The organism is Paenibacillus sp. TY11, from assembly GCF_059772165.1.
The window spans coordinates 24,959-41,748 of sequence record NZ_JCBAIQ010000003.1; the positions used below are offsets into that span (position 1 = coordinate 24,959).

The 16,790-nt window shown below is 44.5% G+C and carries 18 protein-coding genes, 5 tRNA genes and 1 pseudogene; 6 read left to right on the forward strand and 18 right to left on the reverse strand.

From position 1 onward, the window contains the following. Positions 1-131: 131 nt before the first annotated feature. Together AC6EJC_RS04305 and AC6EJC_RS04310 are read left to right on the forward strand one after the other, a co-directional pair. Positions 132-616: pseudogene (locus AC6EJC_RS04305) on the forward strand (transposase); the annotation flags it as partial. Between the two features lie 322 nt (positions 617-938). Beyond that, complete coding sequence (locus AC6EJC_RS04310; protein WP_444952899.1) at positions 939-1,193, forward strand: hypothetical protein; 255 nt, start codon at positions 939-941, stop codon at positions 1,191-1,193. 80 nt (positions 1,194-1,273) lie between these two features. On the opposite strand, the gene AC6EJC_RS04315 is transcribed toward AC6EJC_RS04310, so the two are convergent. The 4 genes from AC6EJC_RS04315 to AC6EJC_RS04330 all read right to left on the reverse strand — a co-directional run bounded on the left by AC6EJC_RS04315 (position 1,274) and on the right by AC6EJC_RS04330 (position 4,069). Beyond that, positions 1,274-2,407, reverse strand: a complete 1,134-nt coding sequence (locus tag AC6EJC_RS04315; RefSeq protein ID WP_444952900.1) for a sensor histidine kinase — start codon at positions 2,405-2,407, stop codon at positions 1,274-1,276. Further along, a complete protein-coding gene (locus tag AC6EJC_RS04320; protein WP_444952901.1) occupies positions 2,397-3,092 on the reverse strand; it encodes a response regulator transcription factor in 696 nt (231 codons plus the stop codon). Before AC6EJC_RS04320 ends, AC6EJC_RS04315 begins: the two co-directional genes overlap by 11 nt. A 95-nt stretch (positions 3,093-3,187) precedes the next feature. Next, positions 3,188-3,412 (reverse strand): hypothetical protein, encoded by a 225-nt coding sequence (locus AC6EJC_RS04325; RefSeq protein WP_444952902.1) that lies wholly within the window; start codon positions 3,410-3,412, stop codon positions 3,188-3,190. A 402-nt stretch (positions 3,413-3,814) separates the two neighbouring features. Further along, positions 3,815-4,069, reverse strand: a complete 255-nt coding sequence (locus AC6EJC_RS04330; RefSeq protein ID WP_444952903.1) for a hypothetical protein — start codon at positions 4,067-4,069, stop codon at positions 3,815-3,817. A 945-nt stretch (positions 4,070-5,014) separates the two neighbouring features. Between AC6EJC_RS04330 and AC6EJC_RS04335 the strand changes: the two genes are divergently transcribed. Next, positions 5,015-5,236 (forward strand): Rha family transcriptional regulator, encoded by a 222-nt coding sequence (locus AC6EJC_RS04335; protein WP_069291380.1) that lies wholly within the window; start codon positions 5,015-5,017, stop codon positions 5,234-5,236. Between the two features lie 123 nt (positions 5,237-5,359). On the opposite strand, the gene AC6EJC_RS04340 is transcribed toward AC6EJC_RS04335, so the two are convergent. From AC6EJC_RS04340 to AC6EJC_RS04365, 6 genes are all read right to left on the reverse strand, one after another. Then, positions 5,360-5,743: a helix-turn-helix domain-containing protein gene (locus AC6EJC_RS04340; RefSeq protein ID WP_013309253.1), complete on the reverse strand. Its 384-nt coding sequence runs from the start codon at positions 5,741-5,743 to the stop codon at positions 5,360-5,362. Between the two features lie 96 nt (positions 5,744-5,839). Beyond that, positions 5,840-6,214: a helix-turn-helix domain-containing protein gene (locus AC6EJC_RS04345; protein WP_322155780.1), complete on the reverse strand. Its 375-nt coding sequence runs from the start codon at positions 6,212-6,214 to the stop codon at positions 5,840-5,842. A gap of 185 nt (positions 6,215-6,399) precedes the next feature. Further along, positions 6,400-6,855 (reverse strand): MarR family winged helix-turn-helix transcriptional regulator, encoded by a 456-nt coding sequence (locus AC6EJC_RS04350; protein ID WP_444952904.1) that lies wholly within the window; start codon positions 6,853-6,855, stop codon positions 6,400-6,402. A 164-nt stretch (positions 6,856-7,019) separates the two neighbouring features. Continuing rightward, positions 7,020-7,102: transfer RNA gene (locus AC6EJC_RS04355), tRNA-Leu, on the reverse strand. A gap of 15 nt (positions 7,103-7,117) precedes the next feature. Then, positions 7,118-7,193 (reverse strand) — tRNA-Lys (locus AC6EJC_RS04360). 86 nt (positions 7,194-7,279) lie between these two features. Further along, positions 7,280-7,351: transfer RNA gene (locus AC6EJC_RS04365), tRNA-Glu, on the reverse strand. 248 nt (positions 7,352-7,599) lie between these two features. Here AC6EJC_RS04365 and AC6EJC_RS04370 point away from each other — a divergent pair. Together AC6EJC_RS04370 and AC6EJC_RS04375 are read left to right on the forward strand one after the other, a co-directional pair. After that, on the forward strand, positions 7,600-8,361 hold the full coding sequence (locus AC6EJC_RS04370; RefSeq protein ID WP_348624642.1) for a DeoR/GlpR family DNA-binding transcription regulator: 762 nt from the start codon (positions 7,600-7,602) through the stop codon (positions 8,359-8,361). Between the two features lie 67 nt (positions 8,362-8,428). Next, entirely contained in the window at positions 8,429-9,304 is an 876-nt protein-coding gene (locus AC6EJC_RS04375; protein ID WP_444952905.1) for a Cof-type HAD-IIB family hydrolase, read from the forward strand. A 110-nt stretch (positions 9,305-9,414) separates the two neighbouring features. Here AC6EJC_RS04375 and AC6EJC_RS04380 read toward each other — a convergent pair. The 3 genes from AC6EJC_RS04380 to AC6EJC_RS04390 form a co-directional block, all read right to left on the reverse strand. Further along, positions 9,415-9,503 (reverse strand) — tRNA-Ser (locus AC6EJC_RS04380). A 1-nt stretch (position 9,504) separates the two neighbouring features. Continuing rightward, positions 9,505-9,580: transfer RNA gene (locus AC6EJC_RS04385), tRNA-Asn, on the reverse strand. Positions 9,581-9,624: 44 nt separating this feature from the next. Then, on the reverse strand, positions 9,625-10,149 hold the full coding sequence (locus tag AC6EJC_RS04390) for a SprT family protein (protein WP_444952906.1): 525 nt from the start codon (positions 10,147-10,149) through the stop codon (positions 9,625-9,627). Positions 10,150-10,293: 144 nt separating this feature from the next. Here AC6EJC_RS04390 and cmpA point away from each other — a divergent pair, with 144 nt between their 5' ends. Next, positions 10,294-10,428, forward strand: coding sequence for a cortex morphogenetic protein CmpA (gene cmpA, locus AC6EJC_RS04395; RefSeq protein ID WP_007429337.1), 135 nt, complete (start codon positions 10,294-10,296; stop codon positions 10,426-10,428). Positions 10,429-10,532: 104 nt separating this feature from the next. On the opposite strand, the gene AC6EJC_RS04400 is transcribed toward cmpA, so the two are convergent. The 5 genes from AC6EJC_RS04400 to AC6EJC_RS04420 all read right to left on the reverse strand — a co-directional run bounded on the left by AC6EJC_RS04400 (position 10,533) and on the right by AC6EJC_RS04420 (position 16,647). Beyond that, positions 10,533-12,755: a Tex family protein gene (locus AC6EJC_RS04400; protein WP_444952907.1), complete on the reverse strand. Its 2,223-nt coding sequence runs from the start codon at positions 12,753-12,755 to the stop codon at positions 10,533-10,535. Between the two features lie 180 nt (positions 12,756-12,935). Further along, positions 12,936-13,286 carry a type II toxin-antitoxin system PemK/MazF family toxin gene (locus tag AC6EJC_RS04405; RefSeq protein ID WP_007429335.1) on the reverse strand — a complete coding sequence of 117 codons (351 nt, stop codon included), beginning with the start codon at positions 13,284-13,286 and terminating at the stop codon, positions 12,936-12,938. A gap of 6 nt (positions 13,287-13,292) precedes the next feature. Beyond that, positions 13,293-13,574: a CopG family ribbon-helix-helix protein gene (locus tag AC6EJC_RS04410; protein WP_007429334.1), complete on the reverse strand. Its 282-nt coding sequence runs from the start codon at positions 13,572-13,574 to the stop codon at positions 13,293-13,295. A 293-nt stretch (positions 13,575-13,867) separates the two neighbouring features. Beyond that, positions 13,868-15,064 (reverse strand): alanine racemase, encoded by a 1,197-nt coding sequence (alr, locus tag AC6EJC_RS04415; RefSeq protein WP_444952908.1) that lies wholly within the window; start codon positions 15,062-15,064, stop codon positions 13,868-13,870. 257 nt (positions 15,065-15,321) lie between these two features. Continuing rightward, a complete protein-coding gene (locus tag AC6EJC_RS04420; protein WP_444952909.1) occupies positions 15,322-16,647 on the reverse strand; it encodes an outer membrane lipoprotein-sorting protein in 1,326 nt (441 codons plus the stop codon). Positions 16,648-16,790: the final 143 nt, after the last annotated feature.

Below are 16,790 nucleotides of genomic sequence, written 5' to 3' on the forward strand. Positions count from 1 at the left end.
CTAGCAGCAACAACAAAAACACTCTGCCCCTTTCCTCAAGGGCAGAGTGTTTTTGTTGATTTTGTTTAAGACGACACCGCGTTAATGTTGTATAATATAAGTAACTATAGTATAGAACGGACGGTGTTGGTATGCTGCGATCTCATCGAGACAAACAACAATCCTTTGAATTGGTTTCTCTGGAAGAACTGGTACCGCAAAGATCATTTGCTTCGTAAAGTTGATAAATATATAGACTTCTCCTTTATTCATGAGAAGGTAAGCCCGCTGTATTGCGTAAACAACAGGCGTCCTGCCATTGATCCTATCGTGTTGTTTAAAATGATCTTTCTCGGTTATTTCTATGGCATTCGCTCAGAACGGCAACTCGAGCGAGAAATTCAGACGAACCTGGCTTATCGCTGGTTTCTGGGGCTAGGCTTAACCGGATAGGCTTCCGGACCATACAACGATGAGCTGAAATCGCCGCACATGCTTTAAAGACACCACGATCTTTCAAGATATCTTCGATGAAATTGTGCTTCAGGCAATCTCTCACCGAATGGTGGGCAGACGTGTTCTCATGACCGATTCCACACACGTCAAGGCCAATGCCAATAAACATCAGTACACCAAAGGGGTAACACCCCGGGTTCCAGATATCAGACCCTTATGATGTAAAGAAAAAAGAAACCCATGTCTCTAAAAGACGGGGTTTCTCGACAATCTGACCGCTTTATGGCGGTGTTTTTTTTGTTTACCCGTTCATAGACTTGTCTGGATTTTGGGTATATTGTTCACTTTAACATCTAATTTTAGAGGTGCTGTTCAAATTCAATACAAGTAATTTTTCACTATTAACATCCATGGTCGGATTGTGTAAGTCACATTACTTGACTCCTATATAAGGTCAAGGTAATCATAGTAAAGCACACGAATTATAGTGGAGGCGTTTAAAAATGGATTATCACATTATTGCTAATTTTCCATCTAATCGAGATTACAAAGGAACATTGAAAGTTTATAATGATAGTGGTCGTTTGGTATTTGGACCTGTAGAAGCTTTAGGTCGTGGATCAAATGATCCAAAAAACGGTAACGATCATACCAACTGGAGACTTAAATATGCTGACATTCCTACAGGTGTTGCGAAAACGATTGTTTATGCTAAAGGGGGTTCTGACTACTCTTATGTCCCTTACAAGCGGGTATAGCTGAGTGGTAAGCAGTAGAGATGATATATCATGTGTCTAAGATTCAGGGTGCGGTTCAAAGGGCATGCTAGACCCATTTATTAGTTGTGATTTGAAAGCTCTACATTAAAAGAAGTGCCTACACCTTTCTCACTGCTAACGGTTACATAGCCATTATGTTTTTCCACTATTGATTTGACGATTGATAGCCCAAGTCCTGAGCCAGCAATTTCACGAGAGCGAGACTTATCTACACGATAGAATGGTTCAAATATATTTGCCAATTCATCATCTGCAATGCCCATACCTGTATCGGTTATGTGAATTATTATCATGCTTTCCTTAATCTCTGAGTTTATCTCAATCCGTCCACCTAACCTATTGTATTTGACTGCATTTTCAATTAAATTGTAAAAGGCCCTATGGATAAGATCTTTATTTCCAATAAAAGTATATCCACAATTTTCAAAAGACACCTTTATGTTTTTTTCATCAATGAACAGCTTCAGTTCATCTAAGATATCTTCTATTACTTCTTGTAGAGCTATTTTATCAGCAAAATTTTCATTTTTTTTAGAACTTAGATTTAATAGATCATCAACTATCTTTATAAGTCTTTCTGTACTTTGTTCTGTAATATCAATATTCTCTTTATAATCATCAACCGATGGTTTATCATCCATTTTTAAGACTTGTATTCCTGCCTTTATGGTAGCTAGCGGTGTCTTAAGTTCATGTGCCGCATTTGCCGCGAACTGCTTTTGATTTTCAAATGAGTTATTTAATCTATCCATCATAATATTAAAAGAGTCGGCAAGGCTCCCTACCTCGTCTTTTGATCTTATATTAATTTTTGCGGAAAGATTATGTTCATTTATACCCTTAATAATCGTATTTAGAGTGGTAATTGGTTTAAGTACCTTGCCTAAAATAAAATAAATCATTCCAATTCCAATAATCATTATGATAATCATCCAAGCTATGCTTCGATCAGCGAATTCTTGTTTTGCATTTTCTAATGCAATCATGGGACTATCATTTGATGGTTCTTCATTTATATTTCCATTGGTATCTATCCCGTCAACGGAGGTTACACTTAATGCAGGAGTATGCGCAACAGACAAACTGTATCCAACATTTCCAATTGAAATGCTGGTTAAACAAGCGGCAACCAAAAGAATAATAAAACCTGTAAGAAAAGTTAATTTGATCTGCAAAGATAATTTATTTAACATTCCCATCGCCTTTGCTTTCAGAAATAATATATCCTTGGCCGCGGATATTTTTAATTAAATCGTCATTAGCGGTGGCAGAACGTATTTTTTTCTTCAATGAATGAATATGGTATTTTAATGAGTTTGAAAATAAGTCCACTTCGCTATCCCAGACATGCTCTATCAGTTGTTCCGTACTTATTACTTTATTTTTATTGAACATAAGATATTCTAAAACAGAATACTCTTTTTTTGTTAAATCCAGTTTGGTGTCATGAATAGCTGCAAATTTCTGTGATGTATCCACTTTAATATCTCCAAGTGTCAATATAACATCATTCTGAATAAATGAACGCCTTAACAGACTGCGAATTCTTGCTTCCAGTTCATTAAAATCAAAGGGTTTCACCAAGTAATCATTTGCTCCATTGTCAAGCCCTTTTATTCTATCTTCTATTTCAGTGCGAGCTGATAAAATTAGGATCTTAATTTCATTATCTTTCGAGCGAATTTGTCTTAACACTTCTATACCGTCTATTTTAGGAAGGTTTAGGTCAAGCACAATCATATCATATTCATATACCTCATAAAGTTCCAGAGCTTTCTCACCATCAGCAGCTAAATCCACCGAATAATTACACCTTTTTAAGCCCTTTGCTATTATAGTTCGAAGTGTAGTTTCATCTTCTACTAGCAGCAATTTCATGAAGTATTCCTCCTTTATCAGTTCCAAACATTACAATAGTCGTACAAAATAATTGTACGACTATTGCATGTGTAGTTACAATTATGTGTTGCTAACTACTTGATTGGTTGTATTGCTGGAACTACTTCAACTGAAATCGGTCCATTCTCATTCACACTATTTTCCTGTATTTCTCCTGCTCCAATGTCATTGGTTATACCTGGCGGACGCTCGGCCGGAGTTAACTTAGTTTTCACTTCATTTGCTGCAAAAGCTGTTATCGCTGTTGCGGACATAATACCAAATGCTAACAAACCTGCTGTGAGTTTTTTGAATTTCATACTAATCTCCTCCTGTTTACTTTTACTTATCTTGTAACTACTCCCTAAGTATAGAGAATGAATAGTTAGATTCCGGTTAGGTTATTCTTCTTGAACACAACTTTTCAGTGCTTCTTTATTTCTTTTAACTCCATAGTTAATCAACTCCGAACAATGATTGTACTTATATTTACATAACAATTGTTCGCAGGATTCAATTATCAACATTAGGAAATAACATAGCCTTCTTCTAAAAAAGGTGTGCATGTTTTAATAGCGTCATATAATTCTTGCTGCTCTAAAGAAAATTCCAACCGAAGCATTCCAGGCATAGTAGAAATAGACGATACTCGCGCCGTTTGCTTGTATCATTTTGTATTTCACTTGTATGAGAAGCGGTGGCATGTGTAGATCAAGTTTTCCTCATATTCTTCTTCCCCGATTCCGAAGGTGACCCACGAAAGTTTGATTTGGATCATTCGGGTTGTATCTGCGGTTCATTGCTTGTTCAAACTCTTCGACCATATCCCCACGTACCTCCACTGATAGTTTACCTTTCTCATTTATACATTTTTTTTGTAAATTATTATAACTCTCCTGCCCGTTTGGTTTAGTCCCCAATTGGCTCTGAACATTAATACCATGGCTCTTTTCCAGCATCAAGCGGCTCTCACTCATTAACACAATGGCTTCGAAATATATCTCTAACCTACGGGCTAAATACAAGAACAGAAGCCCTAAAATCATATTTTCTTAATTTGATTAAAAAGGTATCCGAAAATAGAGAACTACAAAAGCCCAAGGACAGACCAAAACGCCCGTTTCCAGCCTTTGAGGTGGCTTCAAAAAGAGCCATGCCACATCTTTTGGTAAAGTCCAGGATCATTTTTGACCGATCCGGAATCACAGATACGATTGCAAAATTTAAAGAAGAAGGTTGAAGAGATCCTGATAAAATGTGGGATGTAAAAAAGCGCAAGAGGATATCAATAACTTTTCGGCTAACAAGGAGAAGCAACCCATGATCGATGAAATCATCCGTAATATCATTAAAGAAGAGTTAGCAGCTTTTTCTGATGATATACTTGAAACTTCCTGACTGGAACAAATAATGGCTGCGACGAAATTATGATTCATAGCGGAGACCCTGCTAAGAGCACATCTCTAGCTTGGTATCCTCTACGTCGAACATACGGTTGCATCAGACTTTCTAACAGTGACCAAAGAACACTAATTCAAGTGCTTGAGCAAAACGGAGGCTCCGGTAAAATCACAATAGGCGAGAGTTAATGTGGCAGGAATTACTTCCGCTCACAGATTGTCGAAAAACCCCGTCTCAAAAGGACGGGGTTTTTCGACAATCTGACACTCTGCCCCTTTCCTCAAGGGCAGAGTGTTTTTTTCCTGATATAACCGAAATTCCACATCTTTAACAGACTCTAGACGTTTATTAGAGCATCTAGCACTTAATTAAGTAATTAATTTAACAAAATAACGCATTTACGATTGTAAAAACACGTATAAAAGTGTATCATAGTTTTAGATGGTTAATTCTAACATGTTTACTGATGATTATTATAACACACCAATTATTCCGCAAGAATCCGTAAGGGGCGATTTCTCTTGAACAACAAAATGCCTGTCACCTCCTTCGGGTGGGCCATCAAACAACGGCTTGTCGAACTTCGACTGGATCAGAAAACATTTTGTGAGACACACAATATTCCGCCTTCACGCTTGTCCAATCTGATTCACGGCACCCGCAAAGCACAAAGGTACAGAAAACAAGTTGCTGCAATTCTGAACATCGACGATAACGATTATAAGGAGGCGCCACCACTCTAAACCCAACAAGCATTCCAGTTACATACACAGCACGCATATCATCATGAACCCAAACAAACCCGTAAATCGAACCCCTTCAGTCCGTTTTACGGGTTTTCAACCCAAACGATCTTAGTCAAAAGATTATTCCGGCTTTGTTTTGTCCTTCTCACTTTTTTGCTTACGGTATTTCGCAAATTCAACATATTCTAAAATAAAATTCTGTTCTTCTGTCTCAAGATCTTCTGCCTGGCAATTCAGTGGCCCCATCACCCCAAAAAAATAAGCAGCCTTCTGCTCCTGAAGTACGCCTTCTCCTGGCTTAATCCCTTTCATTAACCAGTCGAGCGATACATTAAAAAAGTCTGAAATCTGAATCAAATGGGTGGTGCCTGGCGTCGTTTTACCCCTTCTCCAATCACCGAGATTCCCTGAGCTGATTTTGAGTTTTTCACAAAATGCCTTCTTGGTCATTCCCCGATCCTTAATTAAAGCTTCAATCCGCTGATAAATAGTTTGATCTCCCAAAATGATTCCCCTCCGACACTGTAACTTTTTCTAAAATAATTTTCAACTTTCAACCTTACTCACTAGATTATCCTCATCAAATTCCAAGCAAAACCATTAATCTGTAGTTGAATTATGTTGGTTTTTCTCTTTACGAAAGCGGGTAAATTCAATATACTCAAGTATAAAATCTCTTTCCGCCTCACTAAGCGGTTCCCCCTGGCAATTCAGTTGCCCTGAAGCGTCAAAAAAATAAGGGTCTTGCGACTCCTTTAGCACCTCACCCTGCACATCTCGACCCAGCATGATCCAATCCAGACTGGCATCAAAAAACGAAGCGATTTCAATGAGTTTATTCGTGCCCGGCGTCGTTTTTCCTCTTTTCCAATCCCCAAAGTTCCCTGTACTAATGCCCAACTGCTGGCAGAACGCCTTTTTCGTCATTCCCCGTTCCTTGATGAGTTCCTCAATGCGATGGTAAATAGATTGCATAGAAGCTCCTTCCTCCCTAGCAGGCTCTCAAATAACGATATCATGTTCCCTGTTCCCATTTCAAAGATCACGTGTGCTAAAATTGCCGAATTATGTATGTTAGTTTTCATTATACCACAATATGCAACAAAAACCGCCTGTTTTCCGAAGAAAGGGCGGTCTTTAAGTCAGTTCATTTACGTAAATCACGTAGCAGAGTTGTCGATTTTAAGTAATATCCGCTTCAATTCGTTCAAAGTTTCACTCAGGTGTAATAAATCTTCTTCTGGCAGAAACACCAGTCTTTCTTGAATTTTATTGGAGAAGGTATGAAATACCTGTTCACAAAAAGCATCGCCTTCCTGTGTAATCGCCACATTCACGACTCTGCGATCCGAGTCACACGACTGGCGGTCAGCCAACCCATGCTCCACCAGCTTGTCCAGAAGAGGAGTCATGTTGGGACGCGAGACATTGAGCTGTTTGGATAAATCAGATACCGTAGACAAGCGCACCTCACGCAAAAGCAGTAATACCTGAAAGTTATTAGGCGACAAGTGTAATGGGAAATCGAGCGGACCGTAGGTGAAAAATTTCTTCTTCACAATCGGAAACAAGCCCAAAATATTTTCTGATATATTTCCTAACAGTTGAGTGTCCATATTTTTCACCGTCACTTCATAAGTTTATACTTATCATTCTATAACATTATGGCGTTATATTATACTATGGAATCATTATTTCATCATAATGATTACTTTATTACATCACTACACAAATAAAAAAAAGCCTCTACTGCGAGAGACTTTTCCGTTTATTCCATTGATGCGGTCGAGAGGACTCGAACCTCCACGAGCGTACGCTCACTACCCCCTCAAGATAGCGTGTCTGCCATTCCACCACGACCGCATAACAAAATATAAATGGTGAGCCATGAAGGACTCGAACCTTCGACACCCTGATTAAAAGTCAGGTGCTCTACCAACTGAGCTAATGGCTCATGCTGTTCATCCAAGCTGTCCGCCATTAGACCAGACCTCAGGAATTCCCCTTAAGCATGCAACATGTAGTCTATAAAGACAACAATGACCCGTAGGGGATTCGAACCCCTGTTACCTCCGTGAAAGGGAGGTGTCTTAACCCCTTGACCAACGGGCCTTATTTTTATACGCCAACTTGGCGACAAGAAAGAGTATATCAAATAGAATAGCGAATGGCAATACTTATTTTTAAAAATTTAAAATAAGCTGTTTTTTATAAATGTAAAATGCATATTTACTTACACAATATCATCTGAATCACTTAAATCCTGAAATACATCGATAAATGATTGCAATATCACTTACATTTACTTATAATCACTTACGAGAGATACCGAATTAATTATATATTAGAGGAGCTTTCTAATGTATCAGGAAGAACGAATGTTAAAAATCGTTGATTACTTGCAGCTTCACAAGCGTATTTCGGTGGATGATATTTGTGAATTTTTTAATGTATCACGGGATACGGCCCGTCGAGACCTGGTAAAACTTGAGGAGCATCAAAAAATTATTCGCACCCGCGGCGGCGCTATTCTCCCTTCACTCCATCACAATCCAATTGGAAATTATAACGAAAGACTGCTCACTCTATCTGCAGAAAAGCAAGCGATCGGACAGCTGGCCGCCAATATGATACGTAACAAGGATCACATCATATTGGATTCCTCTACGACTGTGCAGGCGTGTGCAGAAAAAATAAATATGCAGGAATGCTCAGTCATCACCAATTCTATTAATCAAGCTGACGTGCTATCCGGAAAAGACGGTGTCTCCATTCATCTCCTGGGAGGTCGCCTGCAAAAAGAACACCGCTACGTATATGGCTCCTCCGTCATCGCCACCTTGTCCCACTATTTTGTGGACAAAGCCTTTATTGGGGTTGGAGGTATAGCCTCCCATGGACTGAGTGTAATTCATGAAGAGGACGGTATGCTGATGCATCAAATGATGAAACAGGCAGATCAGGTCATTGTCCTTGCGGACCATACTAAATTCGGGAAAAAATTCCCTTACCGCTTTGCCGGCCTGTCCGAAGTCAATACTGTAATTACCGACCGCATGCCAGATGCGGAAATGCTGGAGATTTTTCAACACCATGATATTGAGGTTATTGTCCCCTCATAGAAAATAAAGTCGTTCTGCTATATTTCAAGACCCATACAAGAGATATAAAAAGACAGGAGCTGGAGAAATGAAACTGTTTGCGATTGATATGGATGGAACACTGTTGAATGAGGAAGGAAAAATAAGCAAAGTGAATGCGGAGGCTATACGCCAGGCACAGCAGCAAGGCGTTCAGGTGGCGATTGCTACCGGCAGAGCGTCTTATGATGCCTGGATCAAGCTGGAGGAGGCCGGACTTGTAACGCCCGTCATTGGAGCAAATGGCGCAACCGTACACGATGCGGATCGCCGCCAGCTCGTTTCTACGCCTATGGATCGGGACGAAACCTTTGAAGTGCTGAGCTGGCTGCACGACAACGACTTTTACTATGAGGTCATGACAGACCGCGCTATTTATTCTCCACAAAACGGACATCAGCTGCTTGCTGTGGAAATGGACCGCTTATTGAGCGCCAACCCGGATATTTCGCTAGATACTTTATTACGTGCAGCCGAAAAGCAATATGAACAGGCCGGACATACCCAGATCGCTTCATATGAGGACATTCCACTGGATGTAGAGATTTATAACGTGCTCTGCTTCTCCTTTGATCAAGCCAAACTGGATCGAGGCCGTGAGCGTTACCGAGATTTTCACGATTTGAACATGGTCATCTCCTCAGACCGTAACTTTGAAGTCGAGCACAAGGATGCATCCAAAGGCAATGCATTGCGTTACCTTGCGAATCATCTGAGCATTCCCATGCAGGAAGCCGTGGCGATCGGGGACAGCTATAACGATATTTCCATGCTGACGATGGCAGGAAAAGGCATCGCCATGGGCAATGCAAACGACGACATCAAGGCCGTCTGCTCCGAAGTGACCCTGACCAATGTGGAGGATGGCGTCGCTCATGCTCTGTTGAACATACTCAAAACGGTCGAAGCCGACACTATAAAATAAAGCACTGTACTTAGGTCTCCGTTATTTTCAGAACAGGTGATAGACGAAAAAGACGCCCGCAAGCATCATTACAATGCATACGAGCGTCCTTTTTCTGCTTAAAATACCAACGGAGAGAGAGGGATTCGAACCCTCGCACCGCTTTCGCAGCCTAACCCCTTAGCAGAGGGTCCCCTTATAGCCACTTGGGTACCTCTCCATGGCTCCCCGAACAGGACTCGAACCTGTGACAACTCGATTAACAGTCGAGTGCTCTACCAACTGAGCTATCAGGGAACATTACTGTAAATTATCATACAGTATGGTTAATTTACCATGATTCAGGGGGTGCCGTCAAGTGCCAACAGGCGAAGCTTACCTCCACATTTTCCACAGCGATACCGCTGAGGATTCATTTTACGCTTGCGCATATACTCCTGTTTACAGGAAATGCACACCAGCTTGTAACGATAAGGCTGAGGCTTTCGCTCCACTCTTCCCGGCAGGGTCTGACAATGCCTGCTCCCTCCTACACGGGCCAGCCATGCTTTGAAATCAGCATCTCGATGCTGATAGCCCATTCCGCGCAGATGTAAATGATAATGACACAGCTCATGCTTAATAATTTTCTCCACCTCAGAACGTCCGTAAGCTGTGAGCTGATGTGGATTAATTTCAATATGATGACTTTTCATAAAATACCTGCCACCTGTGGAAGACAGGCGCGCATTAAAGGTAGCTTGATGTCGAAACGGCACGCCGAAGCTCTCCAGCGAAATGTGCTCCACCCATTCCTGAAGCTCTTCATTACTCATAGAACGGTTCATTGAATGGTTCATTGAATTACCCAGGGACTTGGACTCCATCCTTACGGTTTCTCCTCCTTTGCTCTATACTAACAAGCATATTATAAAATAACGACCGAAGTCTAACCCCCAATTCATAAGCACACTTTAGGTACCCACCCCATATGCTAAACATACAGATGTAACGCAGAGGAGGAGATCGGCTTGCCTCAATGGCTCAGCAACCAGCTCATGCGGGCCTTTTACAAAAAGGACCGGCGCCAAATTAAACTGTTGAATGATTGTTGGTTTTTTTATCATAAAGCACCTGGCGTGGAGTTCGATGCCAACAACGGGTAGAAGCTGAAGGCATCCAAAATGAAAGCCGGAGTCTCCGATGCAGTTCGGAGATTCCGGCTTTTGTTATACCTTCACAAGAAGGTTATACAGCTTTATTTAAAGTATTATGCCTGCGACTGCGCCTCTGCGGGAGGTTTCATCGTCAGACCAACCCTGCCTTTTTTCAAATCGACATTCAACACCCACACCGTTACGTTATCACCGACAGATACGACATCCATCGGATGCTTTACGAAGCCACTGCGCAGCTGTGAAATATGAACCAATCCGTCACTTTTAATGCCGATATCGACAAACGCGCCGAAATCAATGACATTGCGGACGGTTCCCTGAAGCTCCATACCCGGTGCCAGATCTTCGATCTTCAGCACATCCTTACGGAATACAGGCAACGGCAGCTCGTCACGTGGGTCACGGCCCGGACGCTGGAGGCTGTCCAGAATATCCTTCAGTGTCGGCACGCCGACTTCCAGCTTTGCGGCCAGTTCGTCAATGTTGGACACGTTCAGCGCTTCCGTTGCGGCCTTGGTGCCCAGATCGTGGGCACTGATGCCGAGCTCCGCCAACAGGCGGTCTACGACAGCATACGATTCAGGGTGAATCGGGGTGCGATCCAGGGGATTCTCTCCACCCGGTATACGGATAAAGCCAACAGATTGCTCGTAGGTTTTTGCACCAAGACGCGGTACCTTTTGCAACTGACGACGGTTGCTGAATTTACCGTTTTCCTCACGGTACTTGACGATGTTTTTGGCAATCGTCGCGTTGATCCCTGCTACATAGGATAACAGCGCCGAGGAAGCCGTGTTCACATCCACACCGACATGGTTAACGGCCGATTCCACAACATCCTTTAAGCTTTCATCCAGATGTTTCTGTGACACATCATGCTGGTATTGGCCTACACCAATGGCCTTCGGCTCAATCTTGACCAGCTCAGCCAGCGGGTCCTGCACACGACGCGCGATGGAAGCCGCACTGCGCTCGGCTACGTCCAAATCCGGAAACTCCTCCTGTGCCAGCTTGGAGGCAGAGTATACGCTCGCGCCCGCCTCATTGACGATCAGATACGCTAGACTGCTGTCACCAATGTCAGCGATGACTTCAGCTACGAATTGCTCTGTCTCGCGCGAAGCGGTTCCGTTACCAATGACAATCAATTCGATACCGTATTGGGCAATCAGCTGCTTGAACTTTTCAGCAGCCTCACGTTTCTTGTTATTCGGCGGCGTCGGATACGTCACAGCCACTTCCAGCAGCTTGCCTGTGTCATCGACAACCGCCAGCTTGCAACCTGTCCGATAGGCCGGATCGACACCGAGCACACGGCGGCCCTTGATCGGAGCCTGTAGCAACAGGCTGCGCAAGTTGCCTGCAAAGATGGAGATGGCTTGCTGCTCGCCCTTCTCCGTCATTTCAGCGCGCACTTCACGCTCGATAGATGGCGCGATAAGTCTTTTATACGCATCCTCAATGACACTGCGCAGCAGCTCTTCCACGACAGACGATCCTTTAATCACTTGACCTGCCACGTAATTGAAAATGGAATCTGGCGCTACCTCCAAACCGACCTTAAGAATGCCTTCCCGCTCCCCGCGATTAATCGCCAAAATACGGTGAGGTGGCATTTTCTTAGCTAGCTCACGATAGCTGTAGTAGTTCTCATACACGGACTCTTGCTCCGCGTCCTTCGCTTCGGAGGTCAACATACCATGGTCCAGCGTATATCGGCGTACCCATTGGCGAATAGCCGCATCATCCGCTATATTTTCAGCTAAAATGTCCAAGGCTCCTTGGATAGCCGCCTCGGGATTTTCAACTCCCAGCTCAGCATTCACATAGGATTCCGCTTCTTTCAAAGCATCGCCTTGTTTCGGCTGGCTCCAGATCCAGATGGACAGCGGCTCCAGTCCCCGTTCCTTCGCTACACTAGCGCGGGTCTTGCGCTTTTGCCGATATGGACGGTACAGATCCTCCACTTCCTGAAGTTTAACCGCAGAGGTGATAGCAGCCTGTAGGTCTTCCGTCAGCTTACCCTGCTCATCAATAATGCGGATGACCTCTACTTTACGATCCTCCAGATTACGTAAATACAGCACACGATCTTCAATTTCACGCAGCTGATTTTCATCCAGTTCTCCTGTCATTTCCTTACGGTAACGCGCGATAAAAGGAATTGTATTCCCTTCATCCAACAAACTGATCGTTGTCCGGATTTGCTTGAGTGCCAGCGATAGCTCTCTCGCCACTTGTTTGACAATCCGCTCTTGGCGTTCTGCTTCGTTCGGCTCCTGCCGGATTTCCGTCTTCGTTTCCTCGTTAGACAAACCTATCCCTTCTTCCTCACAACTCTTGTCATTTACCATGTCTTTCATTATCACAAAAAATGATTCAAAGCGCCAGCAGGTGACGCTAAAGCTAGACCCTGCCTGCATTTTTCATTGGACACGCAAAAGGACAGCGCTCACGCGCTGCCCTTTTCCCGTTTCACTCGTCGTTCCATCATGCTAAAAATCAATCAAACCAAGACTGATTTGTAGAGAATCGCTCACTTTGCGCATGGTTTCTTCATCCAAATGGGTGATTTTGTCGGTAAGCCTTTGCTTGTCGATCGTCCGGATTTGCTCCAGAAGAACAACAGAATCGCGATCAAAGCCATGCGTCGCCGCGTCGATTTCCACGTGTGTAGGCAGCTTTGCCTTCTGAATCTGGGCGGTGATGGCTGCCACGATCACGGTGGGACTGAACCGATTGCCGATATCATTTTGAATGATCAGCACAGGTCTGACGCCACCTTGCTCGGAACCGACTACGGGTGAAAGGTCTGCAAAAAAAACGTCGCCGCGCTTTACGATCAATATGGATTACACCCCGCTAACTGTACGGCCCAAGGTGCTGTTAGCATCTTCCTCCGCGTGAAAGGCTTCGGATGCCATGGTCAAGTTAATTTTAGCCATTTCCATGTATCCACGCTGCATAGCTTCACGAATGTAACGTTTTTTACGTTCACCTACATACAGCTTCATGGCCTGCCTGATAAATTCACTGCGGTTGGAATTTTCCATAGCTACGATCCCGTCCACTTCCTGCAAGAGATGATCTGGCAAACTGATCATTATTCTTTTGGTGTTCTGCAAATTGGCCAACTTCTCTTCCACCCCCAAAACCTTGTCGCCATTGTACCATTATAACGTTATTCCCGGTAATTTATTCAAACAGAATACAAGAGAATGTATATGATATTCGTATATCATCTATGCTGCATTCCATTATAAACTACGCAGTTCGTTTTCGTACAGGCGTTTGATCCCCGAAATACAAGTGTCAGCGGAGCCTGATGCGTCTTTTGACAGTTATAGTGCTCTTTTCTTTCCTTTGTACATATTTCGGGACGTTCTGCGAAAACTCCTGCTTTTATCCGGTAATTTGCGTTATGAAATTAATTCCAGCGGGTTGGAAGAAGCAAGTTCACTCGAACAACAGGAACATTACCTCGTGTGTATACACGCGGTACCCTGTCTGCGATCATGCAGATCACCTCATAGTGGATCGTACCAAGCTTGGATGCCAGCTCATCCGCCGCAATAGTTTCGCCGGACTGCTGGCCGATGAGAACAACCTCTTCGCCTGTTTGGATTTCTTCCGCATCCTCTGCGAAAGATTGTAAGGATACCATACACTGGTCCATGCAAATCGTACCGAGTACCGGGACGCGGCGACCGCGTATCAACACTTCGATCTTCCCACTCAGCATGCGGGAGTATCCATCCGCATAGCCGATCGGCAGTGTACCGATCCGCTCTTCACTGGAGGTCACGTACCGGGTGCCATAGCTAACTCCCCAGCCGGGAGGAAGCGTCTTGGTATAAACCACAGCCGTCTTCAATGACAACACAGGCAACAGTTCAATGGCTTGCCGGTTAACCTCATCAGACGGATACAGACCGTATATACTGATGCCAATCCGCACCATATTGGGGGAAAGGGAAGGGGTATCAATGGTGGCCGCGCTGTTGCCCGTATGTATAATGGGAATGGTGATACCTTGTTCCCTTAGCGCTTCCGCCACGCCCCGAAACCGATCATATTGTAGCAGTGTATAGCTTTTGTCTTCTTCATCCGCGCGGGCAAAATGGGTGTACATGCCTTCCAGCAGTACCTGCTCTAACTGCCCGGCCTGCTGGACAAAGGCAACAGCCATTTCTCCGGGCAGCAGCCCCAGTCTTCCCATGCCGCTGTCTATTTTGATGTGCACCTTCAGCTTGCGTTCGCTTCCTTTGCGGTCCAGTCGACGGATACTCTCCAGCACTTCCTCACTGAACACAGTCAGTGAAATGTCATGCTCCCAAGCCGTTTGCACAGCTTCCGGTGAGGTATAGCCGAGTACAAGAACGGGCAGCTTAATTCCGGCCTGCCGAAGCTTCAATGCTTCGTCCAGAAAAGCGACGCTCAAGTAATCCGCACCCAGACGTTCCAATTCCTTTGAAATTTCTACGGCACCGTGTCCGTAGGCATTAGCCTTGACACAGGCCATCAGCAACTTTTCCGCTGGCAATGCCTTGCGAAAAGCTTCATAGTTGGCGCCAAGGTGATCCAGGTTGATTTCGGCCCGGGTCGATCTGTATTGTGCTTGCAAAATCCAGTCACCTTCTTTATTTGTTAGCCTGTAACTAACCTTTTACCATTCGGAATATGCAAAGTCCATACTTCCAAAGGTTAATGGTAATGTTCTAAAACGTGGCTGTCAATGGGAGGGGACGTTTGCCAGCATCCTCTACAATGAACCCGACATACAAGCGATGCACATCTTAGAGCGCGAATGAACAAAAGACGGATACGGGCGGCAGCAGAGCATTTTTACACTCTAGACCGTCTGCATCCGTCTATAAAGTTTTATTTACCCGATTGATCCTGTATAGAAGCGGCAATTTGTATCATTTCGCTCACAGGCAGATCAGCGCTGGTGATTCTGAACTCTATTCCATCATTCATCCAGGTCATCGTCTGCTGCTCGCTTCCTGTCAGAACAGCAAAGCTGCCTCCAATGTCTACCAGTTCACCTGCGGCCAGAGCTACCGCCCGATCTTTTGGACGAGCCTCCACAATCGTATAGTTATACGTTCCACTATACCGCAGCATCACAGCATGTGTACCATTATCCTCCAGCTCCGGCGTATCCTTGATCTGTACTCCGGCTGGCGTGTAGGACGGTTCGATCAAGCCGAACTCACCCATCACAGCTTCTGCGGCATCCGTACCCGCCGATGTCCCGGCTGCTGTATCAGACGCACCCGGAGTTTGCTGTTGCGCCTCCGTGTTACCCGCTGTATCCGGCTTATTGGCCTCAGCATCCGTGCTGCCCGTTACGTCCGCACTATCCGATTTTGGTGTATCGCCTTGGGTAGTTCCTTCTACTGATGCTTCACCTGACGGTTGCTGGACTGCATCCCCTGCTGTTCCCTGCTCTGGTCCGGGTTCGCTGGACGTCACGCCAGTCGCCCCATCTATCGCACCGGAAGGATCAAGCTGCCCGCTGGAATCCACTGCTCCGGCAGATGGTGCTCCTTCACTTCCCGTACCCGTTTTACCCGAAGCCATATTGCGCTCCATATCAAAAGAGTCCTTGTCGAACTTTGTATCAAAAGCAAATTGATCGAATTTCAGATCGACAACTACCTTGGCGTTCGCATCAGATACCTGTACCTGAGTGGGTGCATAGTTGCTTTTGGACAGCCATATCTTTTGTCTCACCAGTGCGTGGCTGTTATAGTTCGCCGCCACATCGAACACATAGGATTTGTCGTCCGTAGCCAGCTGACGCGAGGCATCACCAATAATGCTGCGAACCAGCGTTTCATATAAATATACTTGACCTTGGTTGTTTGGCCAGTCGCTTTTGAAACGGAAGCTCTTGTTCAGGCTGGGCGTCAGTACAAATACCCCCTCGTCATTTCGCAGCACGATCTGTGTAACATCTTTTTTCTCGTTCGTCATGGCAATTCGGTAATAGGACGGCTTGCGGTAGGAAATATCCACCTTGTATTCCTGCGGCGTGTCGCCGGTATGCAGCGTCATCATTGCTGTACCGTGGTAGCTGTTCAGGTCGCTCACCACGTCACTCAAATCTTTAACCACATCGTCCGCGCTCTTCTTGCCGCACCCGGCCAGCAGCAGCGTTACACACATGACCATGGCAAGCATCCATGAAATCCGGCGCATGTCATCAACTCCTTCAGCACATGTTTTAAATGAATTAGTACATGTCTATGAGGGACATGTTCGGTTTATGCAGACTGGCATGACAAGCTTGAAGCATACTTATTGTACCTTCCTCTACCACGATAAAAAGAGCCGTTCCCACA

Coding starts and splice junctions, on each gene's coding strand:
- AC6EJC_RS04310 (WP_444952899.1), top strand. CDS start 939: ATGGATTATCACATTATTGCTAATTTTCCATCTAATCGAGATTACAAA.
- AC6EJC_RS04315 (WP_444952900.1), bottom strand. CDS start 2,407: ATGTTAAATAAATTATCTTTGCAGATCAAATTAACTTTTCTTACAGGT.
- AC6EJC_RS04320 (WP_444952901.1), bottom strand. CDS start 3,092: ATGAAATTGCTGCTAGTAGAAGATGAAACTACACTTCGAACTATAATA.
- AC6EJC_RS04325 (WP_444952902.1), bottom strand. CDS start 3,412: ATGAAATTCAAAAAACTCACAGCAGGTTTGTTAGCATTTGGTATTATG.
- AC6EJC_RS04330 (WP_444952903.1), bottom strand. CDS start 4,069: ATGAGTGAGAGCCGCTTGATGCTGGAAAAGAGCCATGGTATTAATGTT.
- AC6EJC_RS04345 (WP_322155780.1), bottom strand. CDS start 6,214: ATGCAATCTATTTACCATCGCATTGAGGAACTCATCAAGGAACGGGGA.
- AC6EJC_RS04350 (WP_444952904.1), bottom strand. CDS start 6,855: ATGGACACTCAACTGTTAGGAAATATATCAGAAAATATTTTGGGCTTG.
- AC6EJC_RS04370 (WP_348624642.1), top strand. CDS start 7,600: ATGTATCAGGAAGAACGAATGTTAAAAATCGTTGATTACTTGCAGCTT.
- AC6EJC_RS04375 (WP_444952905.1), top strand. CDS start 8,429: ATGAAACTGTTTGCGATTGATATGGATGGAACACTGTTGAATGAGGAA.
- AC6EJC_RS04390 (WP_444952906.1), bottom strand. CDS start 10,149: ATGGAGTCCAAGTCCCTGGGTAATTCAATGAACCATTCAATGAACCGT.
- AC6EJC_RS04420 (WP_444952909.1), bottom strand. CDS start 16,647: ATGCGCCGGATTTCATGGATGCTTGCCATGGTCATGTGTGTAACGCTG.